Below are 17,696 nucleotides of genomic sequence, written 5' to 3' on the forward strand. Positions count from 1 at the left end.
GGGGAATTCTCCAGCGCACGCCTCTGAGCTGCACAAACGCAATCCCCAGCCTGTGGACAGAAAGTTTTCGGTCGAACTACGGGATCGAACGTCCCGTACTATCTCCAGCGAACGGCTACACCTGAACGGCGGGTTGCGCCATCGGTTGAGAAGGGTCACGCTCCGGCCGTGAGTAACCGGGACTGGGGACGCGGAGAGGATGGTCCGCGCGGGCGACCGGTCGCCCCCTGGGACGACCCCGCCGATCCGTCACCGGTCGATCCCCGGGAGCGCGGCTCCGACCGGCACGGTACGCCGAGTCGGCGTCGGGCCGTCGAGCGCGGCCAGCGGGAGCCGGTTGACAGCTACCTGCCGCGTTGGGCGCTGGAGTCGGGAGTCCGCAGCGCGGACGGCGGGGGCCGGCACGCCGCTCCCGACGACGAGGAGCAGGTCGAGGTCGCCTGGCCGCCTTCCGGTGCCGCCTGGCGGACCACCGAGACCACGAGCAGTTGGCGTCGGGTCAGCGAGACGAACTGGGCTGAGGACCCGGCGGTCGGCACCGGTGGCGACTCGGAGCACACCGGGGAGTGGACGTTCGACGACCTGCGGGAGCCGGGCTACTCCGGGCGGCGGCGGGCTGCGGACGACCCCGTGTCGGGAGCAGTGCCGCCGAGCCGGCCGAGGCGCCTGCCGTCGGAGCGACCCCAGGTCGTCTGGTCGGGGCTGGAGGAGGGGCAGGCGGCGGAGTCCGTGCCGCGTCGGGAGGGCCGCCGGGGCCGGCGGGCGGCGGAGGACCCACCTGCCGTCGATCCGTGGGACCGGGAGTCGCAGCCCGCCGCGTCCGAGATCCCGCCCGCCCGTCTTCCGACCGTGGACGCCTGGGACGCGTCAGGGGTGCACGCGTGGCGGCCGGCTGGTGAGGTCGACCGCTGGGAGCACTCCGGCAGGTGGGAGCGCACCGACGGAACCGGCCGGTGGGGCCAGCCGGACGACACCGGGCAGTGGGACCGGCCGGACGGCCCCGGGCCGTGGGATCGGTACGCCGACGGTGTCGCGGGGGAGCGGGCCGCGCCGGGCTCCGGCGGAGGTCCCGCGGAGGGCTGGTCCTGGGCCGGGCGGGACGACGGGAGCGAGGGTTTCTGGTCGGGCACCCGGCTGGCGGGCGACGATCCCCGGTGGGCGGATCCGTCGGTGTCGGCGCCCCGGTCACCGGTGGTGCCCTACACCGCGCCGCGTCCGAGGCCGAGTCGCCGGGTGGCGGAGCCGGTCGGCGACGCGGCGGCCGTACGACGTCGGGCCGGGGCGGAGGGTTGGGGCCGTCGTATCGAGGACGACCTGCTCGATCCCGATCAGGGTGGCCCGTGGCTGCCGCTGCTCTACACGTTCGGCTGCTATCTGGTGCCGGCGGTGCTCGTCTTCGTGTGGCTGCTGACGCTGGACGCTCAGGTGCCGGCGGGGTGCGTCACGGACATCACCGGAGGGGGTTGCGACTCGCCCCGGTCGCGAGCGTTGGGCTCGCTGGCGGCGGGTCTGCCGCGCTTCGGGCTGGCGCTGGCGAGCAGTCTGGTCGTGGCGCTGCTGCTGCGCCGGGTCGGGACGACATGGCGTTCGGCCAGCGTCGCGCTGGCGGCGGCCGTGGTCGGCGGCGGCCTCTCGACGGTGATGATCAGCGCGTTCACCGGTCAGCCGATCGGCTGAGGGCGGCCTGCCAGGCGGTGGCCGCCGCCGGGTCGGGCCGCGGGTGTGCGAGGCCGCCGAGAATCCGCCCGGCGGTCGTGTCGTACGGCTGGTTGCGCGCGGATGAGACCGGGTTGTCGTTCGGGGTGCGGGAGGCCGAAGACCTGACGTGTCCCGGCGGACGATTCAGCTCGACAGGGGGCGAACCAGAGGCGGGACGGTTCCGCAGCGCGACAGGGCCCGCACCTGGTCGGTGCGGGCCCTGTCGATGGTGCTGGGTGAGGTGTCAGCCCTGGACGACGTTGAGGTCGAACTTGGCGGTCACCTCGGGGTGCAGCTTGATCTGCACGGGGTAGGAGCCGGTCGACTTGATGGGACCGGACACCTCCAGCCGACGACGGTCGAGGGTCGGACCACCGGCGGCCTTGACCGCTTCGACGATCTCGGCCGGGGTGACCGAGCCGAAGAGCCGCCCGCCGTCGCCGGCGCGGGCCTTCAGGTTGACCTTGAGGCCCTCGAGCTGGCCCTTGACCTCGTTGGCGTGGCCGAGGTCGCGGATCTCCCGGGCCGAACGGGCCCGCTGGATGACCGTGACCTGCTTCTCCGCACCCTTGGTCCAGGCGATCGCGAAGCCCTGCGGCAGCAGGTAGTTACGGCCGTAGCCGTTCTTGACCTCGACGATGTCGCCCGGGGCACCGAGGCCGGACACCTCCTGAGTCAGGATGATCTTCATTTCGGTGCCTCCTCTCAGCGCGCCGTGGCCGTGTACGGCAGGAGCGCCATCTCACGGGCGTTCTTGACCGCACGGGCGATCTGCCGCTGCTGCTGCGAGGTCACGCCGGTCACCCGCCGAGCGCGGATCTTGCCGCGGTCGGAGATGAACTTGCGCAGCAGCGCGGTGTCCTTGTAATCGATGTAGGTGATCCCGTCCTTGTCGAGCGGGTTCACCTTCTTCTTCGGCTTGCGAAGTGCAGCGGCCTTGGCCATTGCTCGTGCTCCTGGTTTGCGATCGCGGGCGCTCGGCGCCATTAGAACGGGGGCTCCTCGTCGAAGTTGCCGCCACCCGAACCACCGCGCGAGGGTGCCGGTGCAGCCGAGGCCCAGGGGTCGTCGAAGTTGCCTCCGCCGCCGCCCTGGCCACCTCCACCACCGCCGCCGAAGCCGCCGCCACCGCCGCCGGAGCGGGACATCTTCTGCACCTTCGCCGTGGCGTAGCGCAGCGACGGGCCGATCTCGTCGACCTCGAGCTCGATGACGGTGCGCTTCTCGCCCTCGCGCGTCTCGTACGACCGCTGACGCAGCCGGCCCGAGACGATCACGCGGGCGCCCCGCTGGAGCGACTCGGCGACGTGCTCCGCCGCCTGCCGCCACACGGTGCAAGCCAGGAAGAGCGGCTCGCCGTCCTTCCACTCGCCGGAGGCCTTGTCCATGAACCGGGGCGTCGAAGCGACCCGGAACTTGGCGACCGCCGCACCGGAGGGGGTGAACCGCAACTCGGGGTCATCGGTCAGGTTGCCGATGACCGTGATGGTGGTGTCTCCTGCCATGACCATCTCCTCGCGCACTCATCAGTTCCGCCGTACAGGCTCTCAGAGCCCTCCGACAGTGCCGATGAGGCTGATCCGGGTGAACCGGGTTGAATGCTTTAGCGCATCTCCGGCCGGATGACCTTGGTGCGCAGCACGGACTCGTTGAGCCGCAGCTGACGGTCCAGCTCGGCCACCGCTGCGGGCGTCGCCTGCAGGTCGATGACGGCGTAGATGCCTTCGGCCTTCTTGTTGATCTCGTACGCGAGGCGCCGGCGGCCCCACACGTCGGTCTTCTCCACCGAGCCACCCGCGGTCCGGATCACGTTCAGGTACGTGTCGAGCGACGGGGCGACGGTGCGCTCCTCGAGGCTGGGGTCGAGGATCACCATGACTTCGTAATGACGCAAGACGTGCTCACCTCCTGTGGGCTAAGCGGCCACGGTCCTTCCGTGGCAGGAGGTCGTGCGTCGTGGCCCGCACCGGTTGCGGGGGAACCCGGCCGGACGCGGACAACCGGACCAGGATAGCCGGTCCCGACGATCATGCCCGAGGTGCCCGGCGGGCCGATCCCGCCCGACGAGGCGACGGGGGCCCGCGTCGACGTCGGTGTCGATGCGAGCCCCCGTGCACGAGGCCGCGGGGCGTCCCGTCCGCATTCCTTGGGTGGGACCTGGGGAGGAACGACCACACCGATGAGGTTGGACCGGGGACGCCCCGCGGAGCTTTATCGTGTTGTTACCTGACGTTACAACGGCTCTTGCCCCTTGTCGGGGGAAATGGCGGAATTCTCCGACAAATTTCCCGTTGAGCCCGTTCCGTCAGGGCAGGCCCCCGCCCCGCCGGGCCGCGCGACGGGGGTGCCCCTGCTCTCGGGCGATTCACGCATGCCATGCGACCCGTGCTCCGCCAGGCGACCAGCGGCCGTTTCCAGTCGGGCTGCGCCAACCGTGGATCCCACTCGCATCAACGACGGCCGACGGCGGGAGGTGACGCGTGGGGGCGGCGCGTCCGCCACCGCCGTCAACCCGGCTGTCAGCGATGCGACGTAGGCTCCCGTGCATGCGTATCGGAGCCCACGTCGATTCGACCGACCCGATGGCGGAGGCGACCGCCCGAGGGGCCGAGGCCGTGCAGTTCTTCCTCTCCGACCCGCAGGGGTGGAAGGCACCGAAGCCACGGGAGGACGCGGACCGGCTGCGGGCCGCGGACGTCGACCTCTACGTGCACGCGCCGTACGTCATCAACGTCGCCACCCTGAACAACCGGATCCGGATCCCCAGCCGCAAGCTGCTGCTCGGGCACGCCCAGGCGGCCACCGCCGTCGGCGCGAAGGGGCTGATCGTGCACGGTGGGCACGTCAACGCCGGCGACGACCTCGCCGTGGGCTTCGACAACTGGCGCAAGACTTTCGCGTACGCGGCGGACTCCGGCGGCTTCGGCGTGCCCGTCCTGATCGAGAACACGGCCGGCGGCGACAACGCCTGCGCCCGGCGACTCGACGCGCTCGCCCGGCTCTGGGACGCCCTCGGCGACTACGAGGTGGGCTTCTGCCTGGACACCTGCCACGCCCACGCCGGCGGCGAGGAACTGCTCGGGCTGGTCGACCGGGTCAAGGCGATCACCGGGCGGATCGACCTGGTGCACGCCAACAACTCCAAGGGCGCGTTCAACTCCGGCCAGGACCGGCACGACAACCTCGACGGCGGGACGATCGACCCGGAGCTGCTGGTGGCGGTGATCCGCGCGGCCGACGCACCCGTCATCGTCGAGACCCCGGGCGGGGTCGACGGTCAGGGCGCCGACATCACCTTCCTGCGTGACCGGCTGGGCGCGGGGAGCCCGGCGGCATGACGACCGAGCAGTCCGCCACCGGCAGTTCCCGTGGCGACGCCCCCGCCGATCCGACGGGGAAGACCGACCCGGCCGGGAAGACCGACCCGGCCGGGAAGACCGAGCTGACCGGGAAGGCCGACGCGACGGACACCGGGAACGGCAAGGCCGAGAAGGCCGACCCGACCAAGACCGGGGACGGCAAAGCCAAGCTCGGGAACGGCCAGGCCGAGACCAAGCTCGGGAACGGCAAAGCCGAGGTCGGGAACGACCAAGCCGAGGCCAAGCTCGGGAACGGCAAAGCCGAGGCCAAGAACGGCAAGGCCGAAGCCGGAGCGGGCGGGGCCGGCAAGGACGACGCCGAGGCGGGCGCAGCCGGCAGGACCGAAACCACGTCGGACGCGACCGGCAGGACGGAGACCAAGGCGGGCGCAGCCGGTACGACCGGGACCGGCACCGAGGGCACGACGAAGGCCGGCGAAAAGGCAGGCGAAAAGGCCGACGACAAGGATGCCGACGGCGCCGACGAGGACGGGGGCGGCAAGGAGGCGAAGCCGGACCGGTGGAAGGCCTTCGCGTCCGCCCCCGAACCGGTGCCCTCCTGGCTGGGACGCGTCGTACGGGCCGGGACCCGGGCAACCGGCCGCCTGCTGGTGCACGAGTGGACGCTCGCGTCGCTCGCCTCGCTGGCGTTGGCCGTACTGCTGACCTGGCCGACGCTGCGCTACCCGCGTCACACCCTGCCGCAGGACTACTGGGACCCCAGCCTCCAGGCGTGGCAGATGGCCTGGTCGGGGCACATCCTGTTGACCAACCCGGCACAGCTGTGGCAGTCGAACACCTTCTTCCCCGAGCCCTGGAGCTTCGCCTTCTCCGACACCCTGCTCGGGTACGCGCCGGCGGGCATGATCGGCACCGGCCCCGAGGCCGCCGTGCTCCGCTACAACATCATGTTCGTGCTGGCCCACGCGCTCGCCACGCTCGGGGCGTACGCGCTGGCCCGGCAGCTCGGCGCGGGCCGGATCGGTTCCGCGGTGGCCGGGGTGAGCTTCGCGTACGCGCCCTGGCTGCTGGCCCAGGCCGGGCACCTGCACGTGATCTCGAACGGTGGCATCCCGCTGGCGTTGGCCATGCTCGCCCGGGGCCACGGCTGGTCGCTGCGGCACGGGTACCGGCCCGAGCGTCGGCACGACGGCTGGGTCTACACCGGCTGGTTGGTCGCGGCCTGGCAACTCAGTCTGGGCTTCGGCATCGGGTTGCCGTTCGCGTACTTCCTGGCCGGGACCGTGCTGGTCGCGGCCGTGACCTGGTTCCTGCGGCGGTGGGTGGTGCGGCCGGTCAAGCGCCCGTTCGGCCGGCGGCTGCTGATCGCGGACCTGGTGGGCGGCCTGCTCTTCGCCGGCGTCGGCGTGCTGCTGGCCATCCCGTTCTTCACGGTGGCGGAGGCGCACCCGAACGCGAAGCGCTCCATCGGCGACATCGACATCTTCTCCCCGCCGGCGAGTGGCTTCTTCACCGCGCCGGCCGAGTCGCGGGTCTGGGGTGGGCTGCACGAGGGGGCGCGGGCGCTGCTGCCATGGCACCCGGAGATGACCCTGCTGCCCGGCTTCGTGCTCTACGCGCTCGCCGCCGGCGGGCTGTTCTTCTCCGTGTGGAAGTTGCGCCACCGGCTGCTGCTGCTCGCCGGGGTGGTGGTGACGATGGTGCTCGCCATGGGCACCCGGTTCTTCGACGGCACCTTCACCTACGTGCCGCTGTTCGAGTACGTGCCGGGCTGGAACGGCCTGCGTACGCCGGGCCGGCTGATGCTCTGGACGACGCTGCTGCTCGGGCTGCTCGCGGCGGGGGCGGTCAGCGCGTTCGCCGCCCGGGTCCGGGAGATCTCCGCCGAGCGGATCCCCTCCTGGCCGAGCCCGTGGCTGCGGCTGGCCACCCTGCTGCCGCTGGTGCTGGTGATCGGCGAGGGGCTGAACTCCACCCCGCACCCGATCGTGCCGCCCCAGCCGGCCGCGATGCGGACCGTGGAGGGGCCGCTGCTGGTGCTGCCCAGCAACCAGAGCCTCGACCAGCCGGTGATGCTGTGGTCCACCAGCAGGTTCCAGGACGTGGTGAACGGGGGCAGCGGTTTCACCCCGAGCCAGCTCGACGACGTACGCCGGGTGACGCTCGCCTTCCCCGACCAGGCCAGCGTCGACTACCTGCGCGTCCTCGGGGTCCGCAACGTGCTGCTGATGCGCGACCACATCGCCGGCACGCCCTGGGAGATCACCGTCGACGCGCCGGTCGACGGGCTGGGCATCACGCGGGAGGAAATAGGGAACACCGTGCTTTATCGCTTGTGACATTCGTCACGATCACATTAACCCGAAGCATCCCCCGGTGAAGACATCGAGTCTCTTGACTTGCCGGTGTTTTGCTGACACAGTCGCGTGACTACGCCAGTACGGGGGTGCATATGGTGCAGTTCAAAATTCTCGGCCCATTGGCGATTTCCAGTGGGGACACCTTTGTCCCGCTCTCCAGCCCACGCCAACGGAAACTCCTGGCCGCCCTACTCATCAGCAACAACGCCGCCGTGTCGGTGGACCGACTGATCGATGTCATCTGGCCGGGCGATCCACCGGCCACGGCTCGTCAACAGGTGCAGAACTGCATCGGTTCACTCAATTCTCGACTAATTGAATACGGGCATCCGCGGACCGTACTGAGATACGGTTCCCAATACATTCTGGAACTGGACGAAAGCTCGGTGGACGAGCGCCTTTTCTGCGCCGAATACAAGGCGGCGGCGCAGACCGCGCAGACCGGCGACCACGCCCGGGCGATCGAGCGCCTCCGGGATGCGTTGGCGCTCTGGCGCGGTGGCGCCATGGAGGACATCGACTCCGAGCGCCTCGCCGGTGAGGTCGTCCGGCTGGAGGAGGTACGGGTCCGGGCCCTGGAACAACTGGTCGACTGGGAGTTCCGTCAGGGCCGGTACGCGGAGCTGATCCCTGATCTGAGCCTGTGGACGCAGATCTATCCCTACAACGAGTTCCTGCACTCCTGCCTGGCCCAGGCACTGCACCACGCGTCCCGGACGGCCGAAGCGCTGGAGGTGCTCCGCCGACTCGGGCAGCGGTTGGAGCAGGAACTGGGGCTCGGCCCGGGTCCCGCCCTGCTCCGGTTGGAGACACAGTTGCGGGCTCCGGCACACGACGCCCACCCGAGCGAGACGGCGGACCTGCCCACGCTCAAGGCGATCCAGGCCGCGCTCGTCGACCTGTCCCAGGCGGTACAGACTCTGATCAACGATGCGGGCACCAAGGGCTCGGCGGAGATCGTCGCGGCGAAGGGGCGCATTCCCTGACGCCCGGCTGACAACGCGCCCCGCCGGACGACGGGCAGGCACGACGCGCGCCGATCCCGGACCGGCCCGGGGAGCGCCGGAGGAGGCTCTGACGCGTCAGAGCCTCCTCCGGCACCGGGTCATTCTCGTTCCTCCGGATCCGCTTCCCGCGCGTCCACGCCCGCAAAGAGCTTGCGGACCCCGGAGAGGACCGCCAACAGCGCGACCGTCAACAGGCCGAACAGCCCGTTCAGCCACCAGTCGACCATGGTGGCGGAGAAGCACAGGTTCCCCGGCGTGCAGTCGGTGTCGCCGAGCTCGAACCGGCCAGCGACGAATCCGGCGGGAAGGCAGAGCAGAGCGACGCAGCCGCCCAGGCCGAAGAACCAGCCGGACACCCGGTGGGCGAGGGCCAGGCCGAGCCAGGTCGCGAGGAGCAACGCCGGCAGGATCACGTCGACGGCGCCCACACCGGCCACATCCATGTCAGTCCTTCCGTCACCGCCCCCTCACCCGGTCCGGCGTGTGGTCCCGGCTCATTCCCAGACCGCGTCCGACCGGGTCAGGGACTCCCGACCGGTACGCCGCTGGGCAGCCCCAGCGGCGGTGGAGATCAGTTCGACCACCGGATGCTTGATCGTGCTCAGCGCACCAGCCGGCGTCAACGTCGACACCCGGAACACGACATCCAGGACATCGTCCGGCCCCAACGGCACCGCCGCCCGCCAGGCGACGTGATAGACGGAGGAGTGGCGTGTCGTCGCCTGCGGGCGTACCGCGCCGGGACGGCTCCGGTCGTTGAGCCTGACCGAGGCGACCTGGATGTCGGCGACCACCTGGGGATCGACCGAGATGCCGAACACCGTCGACGATGGAGACCTACCGGGCCCGACGCCGCGCAGGGTGACCCGGACCGGGTAGTCGTAGCGGAACCGGTCGCCGTCGCCCCAGGTCTTCCGGCCCCACGCCCCGGACAGCTCGATCCCCCAGGGGCGAGCGGGCCCCCCGAAGGACGAGGGACGGGCCGGCTGGAGGCTACGCCGGGAGCTGCTCCCCAGTTTGGCGCTGGCCTCCGCGGGATCGCGGACGAGGTCCTGGGGGTACCGGAGCGGATGCGCGGTGCCCATCACCGCCACCAGGTCACCGGCGGCCGGTACCGTCTCGGTGAGTTCGACCACACAGGAGCGCAGCCCGGTGGCAGGGTCCGTGCTCGTGGTGCTGCCGGCGGCGACGACCCGCCCGTCGAGCGTCATGACTGCCGGTTGCGCGGGGGCGTAGACGCGTGGATCGAACGTCACGGTGATCCGGGTGCCCGCCGGCAGCGGCGTCTTGCGGACCACCTTGACCGCGAGTTGCCGGGGGCACACCGCGGGGGCCGCACCGTCCCCCGAGAGGACGCGGACCGGCTGGCCGCCGACCGGTTCCAGGACGGGTACGGAGCTGGCGGCCGACGCCGGAGCCATCGGTACACCCAGTTCAATGACACCCACGCCGAGCGAGAACCCGGCGATCGTCAGGGCCTGCCGGCGGGACAGCTGGGGCATCGTCACGAGAATCTCCTTCTGGCAGCGGCGGCACCGGGCTCAGCTGACACCGGCATAGTTCTTGACGACATCGACGAACGCCCTGGCCGTGCCCTTGCGGGCCTCCTCGGGCACCAGGGTGGGGTGCAGGTAGTTGTCGCTGAACTGCTCGACCCAGAACGCGTCCCGGATCGGCCCCGTACTGGTGTCCACGATCAGTCCGAACATGCGGTTGCAGGCCGCGTCGGCGATGCTCGCGGACGATTTGAACCGGCGCGCGTAGAAGTTCGCGAAGCGTGCCTCCGCGGCCGCGGGTGTCGCGTACCAGTTCTGGAAGAGCGTGGAGAGCGGCACCTGCGGATTGGCCCGGCTCTGGTGCCCGAGCACCAACGCGTCCACGTCGGCGAAGAGGTCGCTGAGCGTCAGGAAGGAGTTGTCCGCCCTCGTCGCGATCCGCTCCATGGCGAAGGCGTACGCCTGCGAGGCCGGGAGCCCGCTCGTCGTCCACTGACCCAGCACGCTGAGCACGTCACCGCCCCAGGAACCGAAGTCGGCGAGGTTCACCTCGGTCAGGTCCGACACCAGGTTGTGGTTGAGGATCGCCCCGAACGAAGCGCCGAAGTGGTCGATGTCCAGGTCCCACAGGTGCTTCGGATCCCGCAACGGGCGGTCGTCCGGACGCCCGGGGTAGCCCCGGACGAAGTCGATGAACCCGCTGTCCAACTCGCCGAAGACGGTGTTCGAGCCGGTGAAGGCGTACTGGTTCGATCGCATCCGAAGGAACTGGGCCACCAGCTCGGGCGCCGACCGGGCGGTGTGACCGTGGTCCTCGCGCCACTGCTTGGCGCGAGCCTCCAGCCAGATCAGCATCGTGTAGAAGCCGTCGTTGGGGTCCCGTGGGCGGGTGACGCTGTCCACCCCCAGGTCGCGGCCGGAGACGATGTTGTTGTCGATCTCCAGGGCCCCCGGGGTGCCCGCGCCCAGGACGAAGTTGCTGATCTGGTCGAACGCCCAGTTGCCCGGCAGCGGGTAGCCCAGATTGCCGCTGTAGCCGGTGGACATGCCGCTGACGAAGCTACGGGTGGTGAGGCCTTCCGCCTCGAGCCGCAGACAGGTGTTCCGGCACCCGTAGACGCCGATGGCAAAGCGGTTGCCATCGGCGGCCACCGCGTCGCGTACCCCCTTGAAGTGTGGGATCACCGCACTGGTGATTTCCTCGTCGAGGGCGTCGAAGTCGACCGAGAAGTAGATGACGGTGCCGTACGGGATGCCGAAACCGCGGGCCGCCGCGCAGGCCGCCGTACCGGCCGTGAAGCCCTGCGTGTAGTCGAAGTACTGCACGGCGTCCCCCCACTCCTGGTAGAGGGGGAAGATCGAAAGCCCGTTGTCGAAGATGAGGGCGATCTCGGAGTGCGTCAGCACCTTGTTGGTGCCCCCGGTCAGGTACCGGCCGGCGTACTTGTAGCCCGCGTTCTTCACGGTCTGGATCGTCGTGCTGTTCAACGGGTACATGCAGTCGATGGCGGTGCCTCTGCGTTCCGGGTCGCCCGTCGACACCAGCAACGACATCCAGGTCTGGTAGTCACCCTTCCCCGTCTCCGGGAGCATGCAGAACCGTTGGAAGACGCTGACGATGCGGGCGAGTTCATCGTTGAAGACGCCACCGCCCTCACCCCAACGGTTGCCGTACCGGTTGAACGCCATGGCGCACTGGAAGAGCCGGACCCAGCCCGTCGGGCCGCTGTCCTGGGAGCCGCTCTGCACGAGGGCGCTGTTCTGGAGACCGCTGCGCGTGCCCGGGCCGATGTAGCCGGTGACCTGACTGTCGGTCATGCCCAGCTGGTACTGGATGGCCAGCACGAGGGCCTGCTGGACGTTGCGGGAGAAGTGCCCGTCGCACGGGCCGATGAAGTACTGTCCCCGGCCGATGTAGGCGCCGTTGAGCCAGCGCTGGCACTCCTGGATGGCCGCGCTGCCGTTGTTGACGAGGACGTACGCGTCCATGCTCAACAGCGCCTTGAAGACCTTGGGCTCCACCCCGTTGAGCATCAGCGGCAGTTGCGGAACCGGGAGGCCCATGTTGCGCACCATCGCGGCCAGCCCGGACTGGGTGTCGAGCCCGAAGGCGCCGTTGATCTGACCGCCGCTGTAGCCCTTGCAGTAGAGGGCGGCCTCGGCGATGGTCCGCATGTTCATGTTCCCGGAGTTCTGCCCCACGGTGCCGTACGCGGTCAGTCTGGCCAGGGTGGTCGGGCCGAAGCTGTCGGACAACGCCGTGATGCCGAGTTCGTGCTGTAGCGCTCGGGTGAGCGAGTAGATGGTCTGCCATCCGGTCCGGCCGTTCTCGGTGCACCTGTTGTAACCCGGCACCCCGCCATAGGTGGCGTTCACCCACTGCTGCGCCCGGAGCACCATCTCGTCGGTCATGTGAAACTCCCTGAGTCTGTCGTGCCGATGAACGCGAGTTCGACCTGAAGGCAGACGCGCGCGACCATCCGCGCTTCCAGGAAGCGCGGGCGATCGCGCGTATCTGCCGTCACCGGTCCTTGGACTGGGAAGAAACCCCTGGCCACGCTCTGCGGTCCGGGTGATTCCCCGGCACCGACGCGGTTGGTTGCAGGCTCAGTACTTCGACGTGTACCAGGTCGTGGAGCCGGCGCTCGCCTCTGCCCGGGCCAGCAGACCCGCGTCGTTGACCATGTACGTGTAGTAGGCGCCCGCGAAGCCGCTGTACGAGGTCCGGACCGCGCCGCTCAGGTGGTAGCTGCGAACGGTCGGGTAGTAGAAGTCCGAGGAGACCCGGGCCCAGGCGGTCCGGCAGCGAGGGCTGTACCGCAGTTCGAGGTTGATGCCGCTGGTGTTGCTCGCGACGGTCTCCGCATCGTCGGCGCAGTAGTGGTAACAGGTCGAGCACCCGCTGTGGTAGATCTTGTACGTCGCGGGGTTCTTCCCGTCACACACCGATCCGCAGCCGGTCGCCGCCAGCTCGACCTCCGGGATCATGGTCGCGGTCTGCGGGTCCAACTCCTCGGCAGTCACCGTTGCCGGCTGCTCCACCGCCGAACTCGGGGCAGCTGGCGGGGCGGCGAACGCTGCCTGTGGGGCGACGACGCCGGTCAGGCCGATCGCCAGCGCAGCGCTCAGGTGGGCGAACTTCTTTCTCAACATGACGATCCTTCCGGCTCCTGTCGAACGCCCGAAGGATCCGACAGGCCGCCATCAGGACTTCATCTTCCGCCCACCGTCCGCCCACCCCCCGCCATCGGCGAGCGAGGCCGGCAGTGTCGAGCCGGCCACCGGCTCCGCCGGCTGCGGCGAGGCCGGGGCGGGTCGACGCCAGCGGGCCACCCAGGGTGCGTCCCTGGTTCCGTCGAACAGGCCGCCGTCCGGATCGTCCGGATAGGTGTTGCGGACCGCGTCCAACCCGGGGTTCAGGATCTCCCGGACCACCAGCACGCAGAGCACGACCACGGTGGTCAGGCGCAGCGTCGCCGCCAGCACGAAGACCCCCTCCGGGAAGACCGGCTTGCTGGTCGCCGCGCCGAGCAGTTCGCCGTAGAACGCCACGAAGTAGCAGACCTCGGCCAGCTGCCAGGCCAGGAAGGCACCCCACTTCGGGCGGGCGAGCACGACCAGCGGCAGCAGCCAGAGCACGAACTGCTGCGACCACACCTTGCTGAAGATCAGGAACGCGGCGACCACCAGGAACGCGAGCTGGGCGAGCCGGGGCCGGCGCGGGGCCAGCAGCCCCAGCGCGGCCACCCCGAGGCAGGCCAGCCCGAAGAGGGCGTACGACAGGTAGTTCAACGTCGGGATGTTGACGTTGAGCCACTCGAACGGCCCGAGGTCGGCGGGGTTGGCGTTGCCGAACTTCCCGTCCACGTAACGCCCGATGTACCAGAGGGTGCCCCAGTCGATGGGCCGGGTCGAGTTCAGCTCGAAGAAGCGGTCCCAGTTCTCCCGGTAGGGGATGGCGACCGGGAGGTTCACGAGGACCAGGGAGGCCAGGGCTGCGCCGAGAGCGGTGAGGCCGGCACGGAGGCGCCCGGTGCGCAGTGCCAGCACGAGGATCGGGCCGAGGATGAACAGCGGCCACATCTTGGCCGCCCCGGCGAGGCCGAGCAGGACGCCGGCCGCCAGCGGTCGGCTGCGGGCCCAGGCGAGGAGGCCGAACGCGGCCAGGCCGATGGCGAGCAGGTCCCAGTTGACCGTGGCGGTGAGCATCAGTGCGGGGGCGAGCGCGAAGAGCGCGGCGTCCCATGGTCGGCGGCGGCGCAGGGCGAGGATCACCGCCACCGTGGCGACCGCCAGCGCGCCGAGCACCAGCGCGTTCAGGTTGTAGAACCACTGGCCCTGGTTGAGCCCCGGGTCGTTCTGGCCGAGGGCGTGCACGGGCAGGCCGAGGGCCCCCATGAAGTACCCGGTGAGCACGGGATACTCGACGGGGTGGTCCTGGTAGGGCACGGCGCCCTCGTTGAGCCGTTCGGCGTAGTAGAGCGCCAGCACGTCGGTGTAGCAGAACCGGGTGTACTGCACGTTGTTCTGCCAGGCGCCGTCCTGGCAGGGCGACTTCTGCACCCAGTGCAGTGCCAGGGTCAGGCAGACCAGCGCCAGGACGATCCGGGCCGCCGTCCAGAACCTGTTCTCTCTGCCCACGGGCCGGTCCAGCGCGACGGCGTGGTCGCCCAGCGGGCCGCCGATCGCGCCGGAGACGCCCCGGACGAAGCCGTCGGAGCGGGACGGGTGGTCAGGGGCACCGGCGTCGTCGATGCCTCGCGTCGACTGCGTCCTCATGAGGGTGCATCCTGCCGTACGTCGGGCCTCCGCGTCCCCTCCCGCTCACGACACGTCCGTACGCGAAACGCCGCCGGCGGCCGGAGAAGGTGCTCCGGCCGCCGGCGGCGTTCGTCGATCAGTTGTCGTCGGGTCGGGGGGTCAGGCTCGGTAGCAGCCCGCCTCCGCCGTTCCCACCCGGCCGTGGGTCGGTCGGGGTGGTGGTTCCGCCAGGGCCGCCGGGAGGGCCACCGGGCGTGTTGCCGCCGCCGTTGTTCCCACCGCCCGGGCAGAACAGGCCGGTCGGGTCGGTGCACGGCTGACCGGGCTCAGGCGCGGGCGGCGGCGGTTCCTCGCCGTTGCCGGCCTTGTCGTCACCAATGCCGGTGACGCTCGGCAGGGACGACCTTTCCTTGCCCTTCAGCGCTTCGTCCATGTACCGCTTCCACAACTCCGCCGGGAAGCTGCTACCACCGATGTCGCTCCCGTTCTTGGCGACGATGGTCGGCTTCCTGGGGTCACGGCTGCCGATCCAGACCGCGGTGGCGACGTTGTCGTCGTAGCCGACCATCCAGGCGTGGGCGTTACGGGGAGTGCCGTTGTGCTCCCAGGTGCCGGTCTTGCCGGCCGCGTCCCGCCCGTTGTCGAGGTTGGCGTTGCTCTTCTCCGGGATCTCCTTCAGCACCGCGGTCACCTCCTGGGCGACCTCCCTCTTGATGCGCTGCTGCGGCTTGAGCTTCTCACCGGTCCCGGGAACCTGCTCCCACTTACCGGTGGACTTGTTCTGCTTCTCCACCTTGAGAACGAAGTGCGCCTTGTGGTAGACGCCGTCGTTGGCCATGGTGGCGAGCCCGTTGGCGTGGTCGAGCACGGTGATCGGGTACTGGCCGTAGCCGACGACCCGGTCGAACTTGCTCGGCGCGAGGTTCTCCGGCTTCTCCTTGACCAGGTCGTACGGCTGGGGCGGGTCAACCGTCCACATCGTGCTGACGCCGGCCTGCCGCGCCATGCCTACCACCTTGTCGGCACCGATCTTCTCGGTCACGTGGAAGAACGGCACGTTGTACGACTTGATCGTCGACTCCTCCAGCGTGCAGGACTTGCCGCAGGTGGCGTTACGGCCGGCGTTCTGCACCTTGTCCTTGAAGCCTTCCGGCCTGAAGGGCGTGGCGTCCCAGCGCGACTTGACCGAGATGCCGGCCTCGATGGCCGCCGCCAGGGTGTAGACCTTGAACGACGAGCCCGGCGGGTGCCCACCGACGATGTCGCCGTTGGCGTTGGTGTTCTTGCCCGCGTAGTCGAAGTCGGCGCCGCTGTCACCGCCGTAGTAGGCGAGCACCCGGCCGGAGTTCGGATCGATGGACACCGCCGCCGCCATCAGGTTCTTCGGCTGCCCGTTGAGCACCGACCCCTTCCGGTCGGGTTGGGCGGCCTTCTCCAGCGCGTCCTGCATCTTGGCGTTGATCGTGGTCGTGATCCGGTATCCGCCGGAGCGCAGTTCGTCGACGCAGGTCGGTTTGCCGGGCGCGTTGGAGTCGGAGCAGATCCCCCACTGCTCCATCTCCTGGCGGACGTAGTTGACGACGTTGCCCCGTGGGCTCTTCACGCCGAACCCGTTGCCGTCCTTCTTCGGTGCCAGCACCTTCGGGTACGCGGTCGGTCGCTCCGCGGCGTTCAACCAGCCCTCCTCGACCATGCCGCCGAGCACGTAGTCCCACCGCTCCTTGGCCTGGGGGAGGTTGACCGCCGGGTCGTAGCCCTTGTGCGTCGCGCTGGACTGCGGCTGCTTGATCAGGGCCGCGAGCACTGCCCCCTCGGCGATCGTGAGCTTGCTGGCCGGCTTGCCGAAGTAGGTCTGCGCGGCCGCCTCGATGCCGTACGCGCCGCGCCCGAAGTAGATCACGTTCAGGTAGTGCTGCATGATCTCCGGCTTGGTGTACTTCTCGTTCAGCTTGGAGGCGAAGATCGCCTCCTTCACCTTCCGGGCGTACGTGTCTTCCTTGAGATTCTCGATCGCGTTGCGGGCGTACTGCTGGGTGATCGTCGAGGCGCCCTGCTTGTCGCCACCGCTGAGGTTGTTCCAGGCCGCCCGCGCGATGCCCTTGTAGTCCACGCCCGAGTGCTTGTAGAAGTTACGGTCCTCGGCCGCCGCCACCGCGTTCTCGACGTAGTCGGGAATGTCGTTGATCGTGACGAAGGTGCGGTTCTCGTTACCCAGCCGGGCCACCTGGGTCTTCTTGTCGCTGGCCAGGATCGTGGTGGAGAGCGGCAGCGGAACCTCGTCCGGGAGGACGACGTTGGTCGAGTAGTAGGTGAAGCCGACCACGCCGACCCCGGCGAGCATGATGAAGACCGCGAAGGCGGCGATCAGCATGTTCACCCGCTTGCGCTTCTTCGCCCGCGCCGCCGCGGCCGGGTCGCCCGCGCCGCGCGCACGCCGACCGGGGCCGGTCGGCCCGCCGGGCCCACCCGGGCCGCCCGCGGCCGGCGAGACGCTCGCCCGGGCCGAGGCCCGGGCGAGGACGCCGCCGACGGCTGCCGACCCGACGCTGGCCCGCCCCGCCGGGGCGGCACCCACGGCGGCGGAGCCCACCGAGGCACGCCCGGCCGACCCGCCCGCAGCCGGGGAGACCGGCACCGACGCGCGACCCGCGCCCGCCGCCCGGCCCGCGCCGGGCGCGGGCGGAACCGGCACCGACGCGCGACCCGGCCCTGCCCGACCTGTGGAGCCCACCGAGGCCGAGCCCGCAGCGGATCCGGCGCGCGGCGGGACGGCCGCCGACGCGGAGCCGTGCCTCGGCGGAACCGCCGCCGAGCCGGACGTGGGCGGAACGGCCGCCGAGCCGCCGACCGAGGCCCGCCCTCCGGCGGGCCGGGGCGCGACCGAGGCGCGGCCTGCGGGTGCAGTACCGTCCTGTGCAGCCGACCAGCCGTCCCCGCGGGCGTCACCGCCGGGGTCGCCGTGCTGGCCCGGAATCTGGGCCCGCCCGCGCGGGGAACTGGAATCGCCGTACGAGTTCATTCCTCACACCCTGCCGTCGCGGTGGGACGCAGCTG

Annotated in this window: 14 protein-coding genes; 4 read left to right on the forward strand and 10 right to left on the reverse strand. The window is 70.3% G+C overall.

All coding sequences use genetic code 11. The annotated features are described in order from the left end of the window. The first annotated feature begins 168 nt into the window (after nt 1-168). Nucleotides 169-1,677, forward strand: coding sequence for a hypothetical protein (locus ACGFIR_RS00850; protein ID WP_393005229.1), 1,509 nt, complete (start codon nt 169-171; stop codon nt 1,675-1,677). 265 nt (nt 1,678-1,942) lie between these two features. Here the strand turns inward: ACGFIR_RS00850 and rplI are convergent, their stop codons facing one another. From rplI to rpsF, 4 genes are all read right to left on the reverse strand, one after another. Then, complete coding sequence (gene rplI / locus ACGFIR_RS00855) at nt 1,943-2,389, reverse strand: 50S ribosomal protein L9 (RefSeq protein WP_393005227.1); 447 nt, start codon at nt 2,387-2,389, stop codon at nt 1,943-1,945. Nucleotides 2,390-2,403: 14 nt separating this feature from the next. Further along, complete coding sequence (gene rpsR, locus ACGFIR_RS00860; protein WP_007073789.1) at nt 2,404-2,643, reverse strand: 30S ribosomal protein S18; 240 nt, start codon at nt 2,641-2,643, stop codon at nt 2,404-2,406. Nucleotides 2,644-2,684: 41 nt separating this feature from the next. After that, complete coding sequence (locus tag ACGFIR_RS00865; RefSeq protein ID WP_172896610.1) at nt 2,685-3,221, reverse strand: single-stranded DNA-binding protein; 537 nt, start codon at nt 3,219-3,221, stop codon at nt 2,685-2,687. An 80-nt stretch (nt 3,222-3,301) separates the two neighbouring features. Beyond that, the gene (gene rpsF, locus ACGFIR_RS00870) at nt 3,302-3,592 is read right to left on the reverse strand and encodes a 30S ribosomal protein S6 (protein ID WP_121397433.1); all 291 of its coding nucleotides are present in this window, start codon (nt 3,590-3,592) and stop codon (nt 3,302-3,304) included. A gap of 652 nt (nt 3,593-4,244) precedes the next feature. Here rpsF and ACGFIR_RS00875 point away from each other — a divergent pair. The 3 genes from ACGFIR_RS00875 (at nt 4,245) to ACGFIR_RS00885 (ending at nt 8,364) form a co-directional block, all read left to right on the forward strand. Beyond that, nucleotides 4,245-5,036, forward strand: coding sequence for a deoxyribonuclease IV (locus ACGFIR_RS00875; RefSeq protein ID WP_393005225.1), 792 nt, complete (start codon nt 4,245-4,247; stop codon nt 5,034-5,036). Further along, nucleotides 5,033-7,357 carry a hypothetical protein gene (locus ACGFIR_RS00880; RefSeq protein ID WP_393142508.1) on the forward strand — a complete coding sequence of 775 codons (2,325 nt, stop codon included), beginning with the start codon at nt 5,033-5,035 and terminating at the stop codon, nt 7,355-7,357. Before ACGFIR_RS00875 ends, ACGFIR_RS00880 begins: the two co-directional genes overlap by 4 nt. A 407-nt stretch (nt 7,358-7,764) precedes the next feature. Then, nucleotides 7,765-8,364 (forward strand): BTAD domain-containing putative transcriptional regulator, encoded by a 600-nt coding sequence (locus ACGFIR_RS00885; RefSeq protein ID WP_393005221.1) that lies wholly within the window; start codon nt 7,765-7,767, stop codon nt 8,362-8,364. A gap of 119 nt (nt 8,365-8,483) precedes the next feature. Here the strand turns inward: ACGFIR_RS00885 and ACGFIR_RS00890 are convergent, their stop codons facing one another. From ACGFIR_RS00890 to ACGFIR_RS00915, 6 genes are all read right to left on the reverse strand, one after another. Next, on the reverse strand, nt 8,484-8,828 hold the full coding sequence (locus ACGFIR_RS00890; RefSeq protein WP_393005219.1) for a hypothetical protein: 345 nt from the start codon (nt 8,826-8,828) through the stop codon (nt 8,484-8,486). A gap of 51 nt (nt 8,829-8,879) precedes the next feature. Beyond that, a complete protein-coding gene (locus tag ACGFIR_RS00895) occupies nt 8,880-9,893 on the reverse strand; it encodes a hypothetical protein (RefSeq protein WP_393005218.1) in 1,014 nt (337 codons plus the stop codon). A gap of 33 nt (nt 9,894-9,926) precedes the next feature. Beyond that, nucleotides 9,927-12,293, reverse strand: a complete 2,367-nt coding sequence (locus ACGFIR_RS00900; RefSeq protein WP_393142510.1) for a glycoside hydrolase domain-containing protein — start codon at nt 12,291-12,293, stop codon at nt 9,927-9,929. 195 nt (nt 12,294-12,488) lie between these two features. After that, nucleotides 12,489-13,034 (reverse strand): DUF2690 domain-containing protein, encoded by a 546-nt coding sequence (locus ACGFIR_RS00905; RefSeq protein WP_393142512.1) that lies wholly within the window; start codon nt 13,032-13,034, stop codon nt 12,489-12,491. 51 nt (nt 13,035-13,085) lie between these two features. After that, on the reverse strand, nt 13,086-14,660 hold the full coding sequence (locus tag ACGFIR_RS00910; RefSeq protein ID WP_393142514.1) for a glycosyltransferase family 87 protein: 1,575 nt from the start codon (nt 14,658-14,660) through the stop codon (nt 13,086-13,088). A gap of 118 nt (nt 14,661-14,778) precedes the next feature. After that, on the reverse strand, nt 14,779-17,661 hold the full coding sequence (locus tag ACGFIR_RS00915) for a transglycosylase domain-containing protein (protein WP_393142516.1): 2,883 nt from the start codon (nt 17,659-17,661) through the stop codon (nt 14,779-14,781). Between the last annotated feature and the right edge of the window lie 35 nt (nt 17,662-17,696).

The organism is Micromonospora sp. NPDC049051, assembly GCF_043197575.1.
Lineage (GTDB): Bacteria > Actinomycetota > Actinomycetes > Mycobacteriales > Micromonosporaceae > Micromonospora.

What these genes read in the sequence shown, in the direction of transcription:
- ACGFIR_RS00900 (WP_393142510.1), bottom strand. Translation starts at nt 12,293, where the DNA reads ATGACCGACGAGATGGTGCTCCGGGCGCAGCAGTGGGTGAACGCCACC.
- ACGFIR_RS00890 (WP_393005219.1), bottom strand. Translation starts at nt 8,828, where the DNA reads ATGGATGTGGCCGGTGTGGGCGCCGTCGACGTGATCCTGCCGGCGTTG.
- rplI (WP_393005227.1), bottom strand. Translation starts at nt 2,389, where the DNA reads ATGAAGATCATCCTGACTCAGGAGGTGTCCGGCCTCGGTGCCCCGGGC.
- rpsR (WP_007073789.1), bottom strand. Translation starts at nt 2,643, where the DNA reads ATGGCCAAGGCCGCTGCACTTCGCAAGCCGAAGAAGAAGGTGAACCCG.
- ACGFIR_RS00915 (WP_393142516.1), bottom strand. Translation starts at nt 17,661, where the DNA reads ATGAACTCGTACGGCGATTCCAGTTCCCCGCGCGGGCGGGCCCAGATT.
- ACGFIR_RS00905 (WP_393142512.1), bottom strand. Translation starts at nt 13,034, where the DNA reads ATGTTGAGAAAGAAGTTCGCCCACCTGAGCGCTGCGCTGGCGATCGGC.
- ACGFIR_RS00875 (WP_393005225.1), top strand. Translation starts at nt 4,245, where the DNA reads ATGCGTATCGGAGCCCACGTCGATTCGACCGACCCGATGGCGGAGGCG.
- ACGFIR_RS00910 (WP_393142514.1), bottom strand. Translation starts at nt 14,660, where the DNA reads ATGAGGACGCAGTCGACGCGAGGCATCGACGACGCCGGTGCCCCTGAC.
- ACGFIR_RS00880 (WP_393142508.1), top strand. Translation starts at nt 5,033, where the DNA reads ATGACGACCGAGCAGTCCGCCACCGGCAGTTCCCGTGGCGACGCCCCC.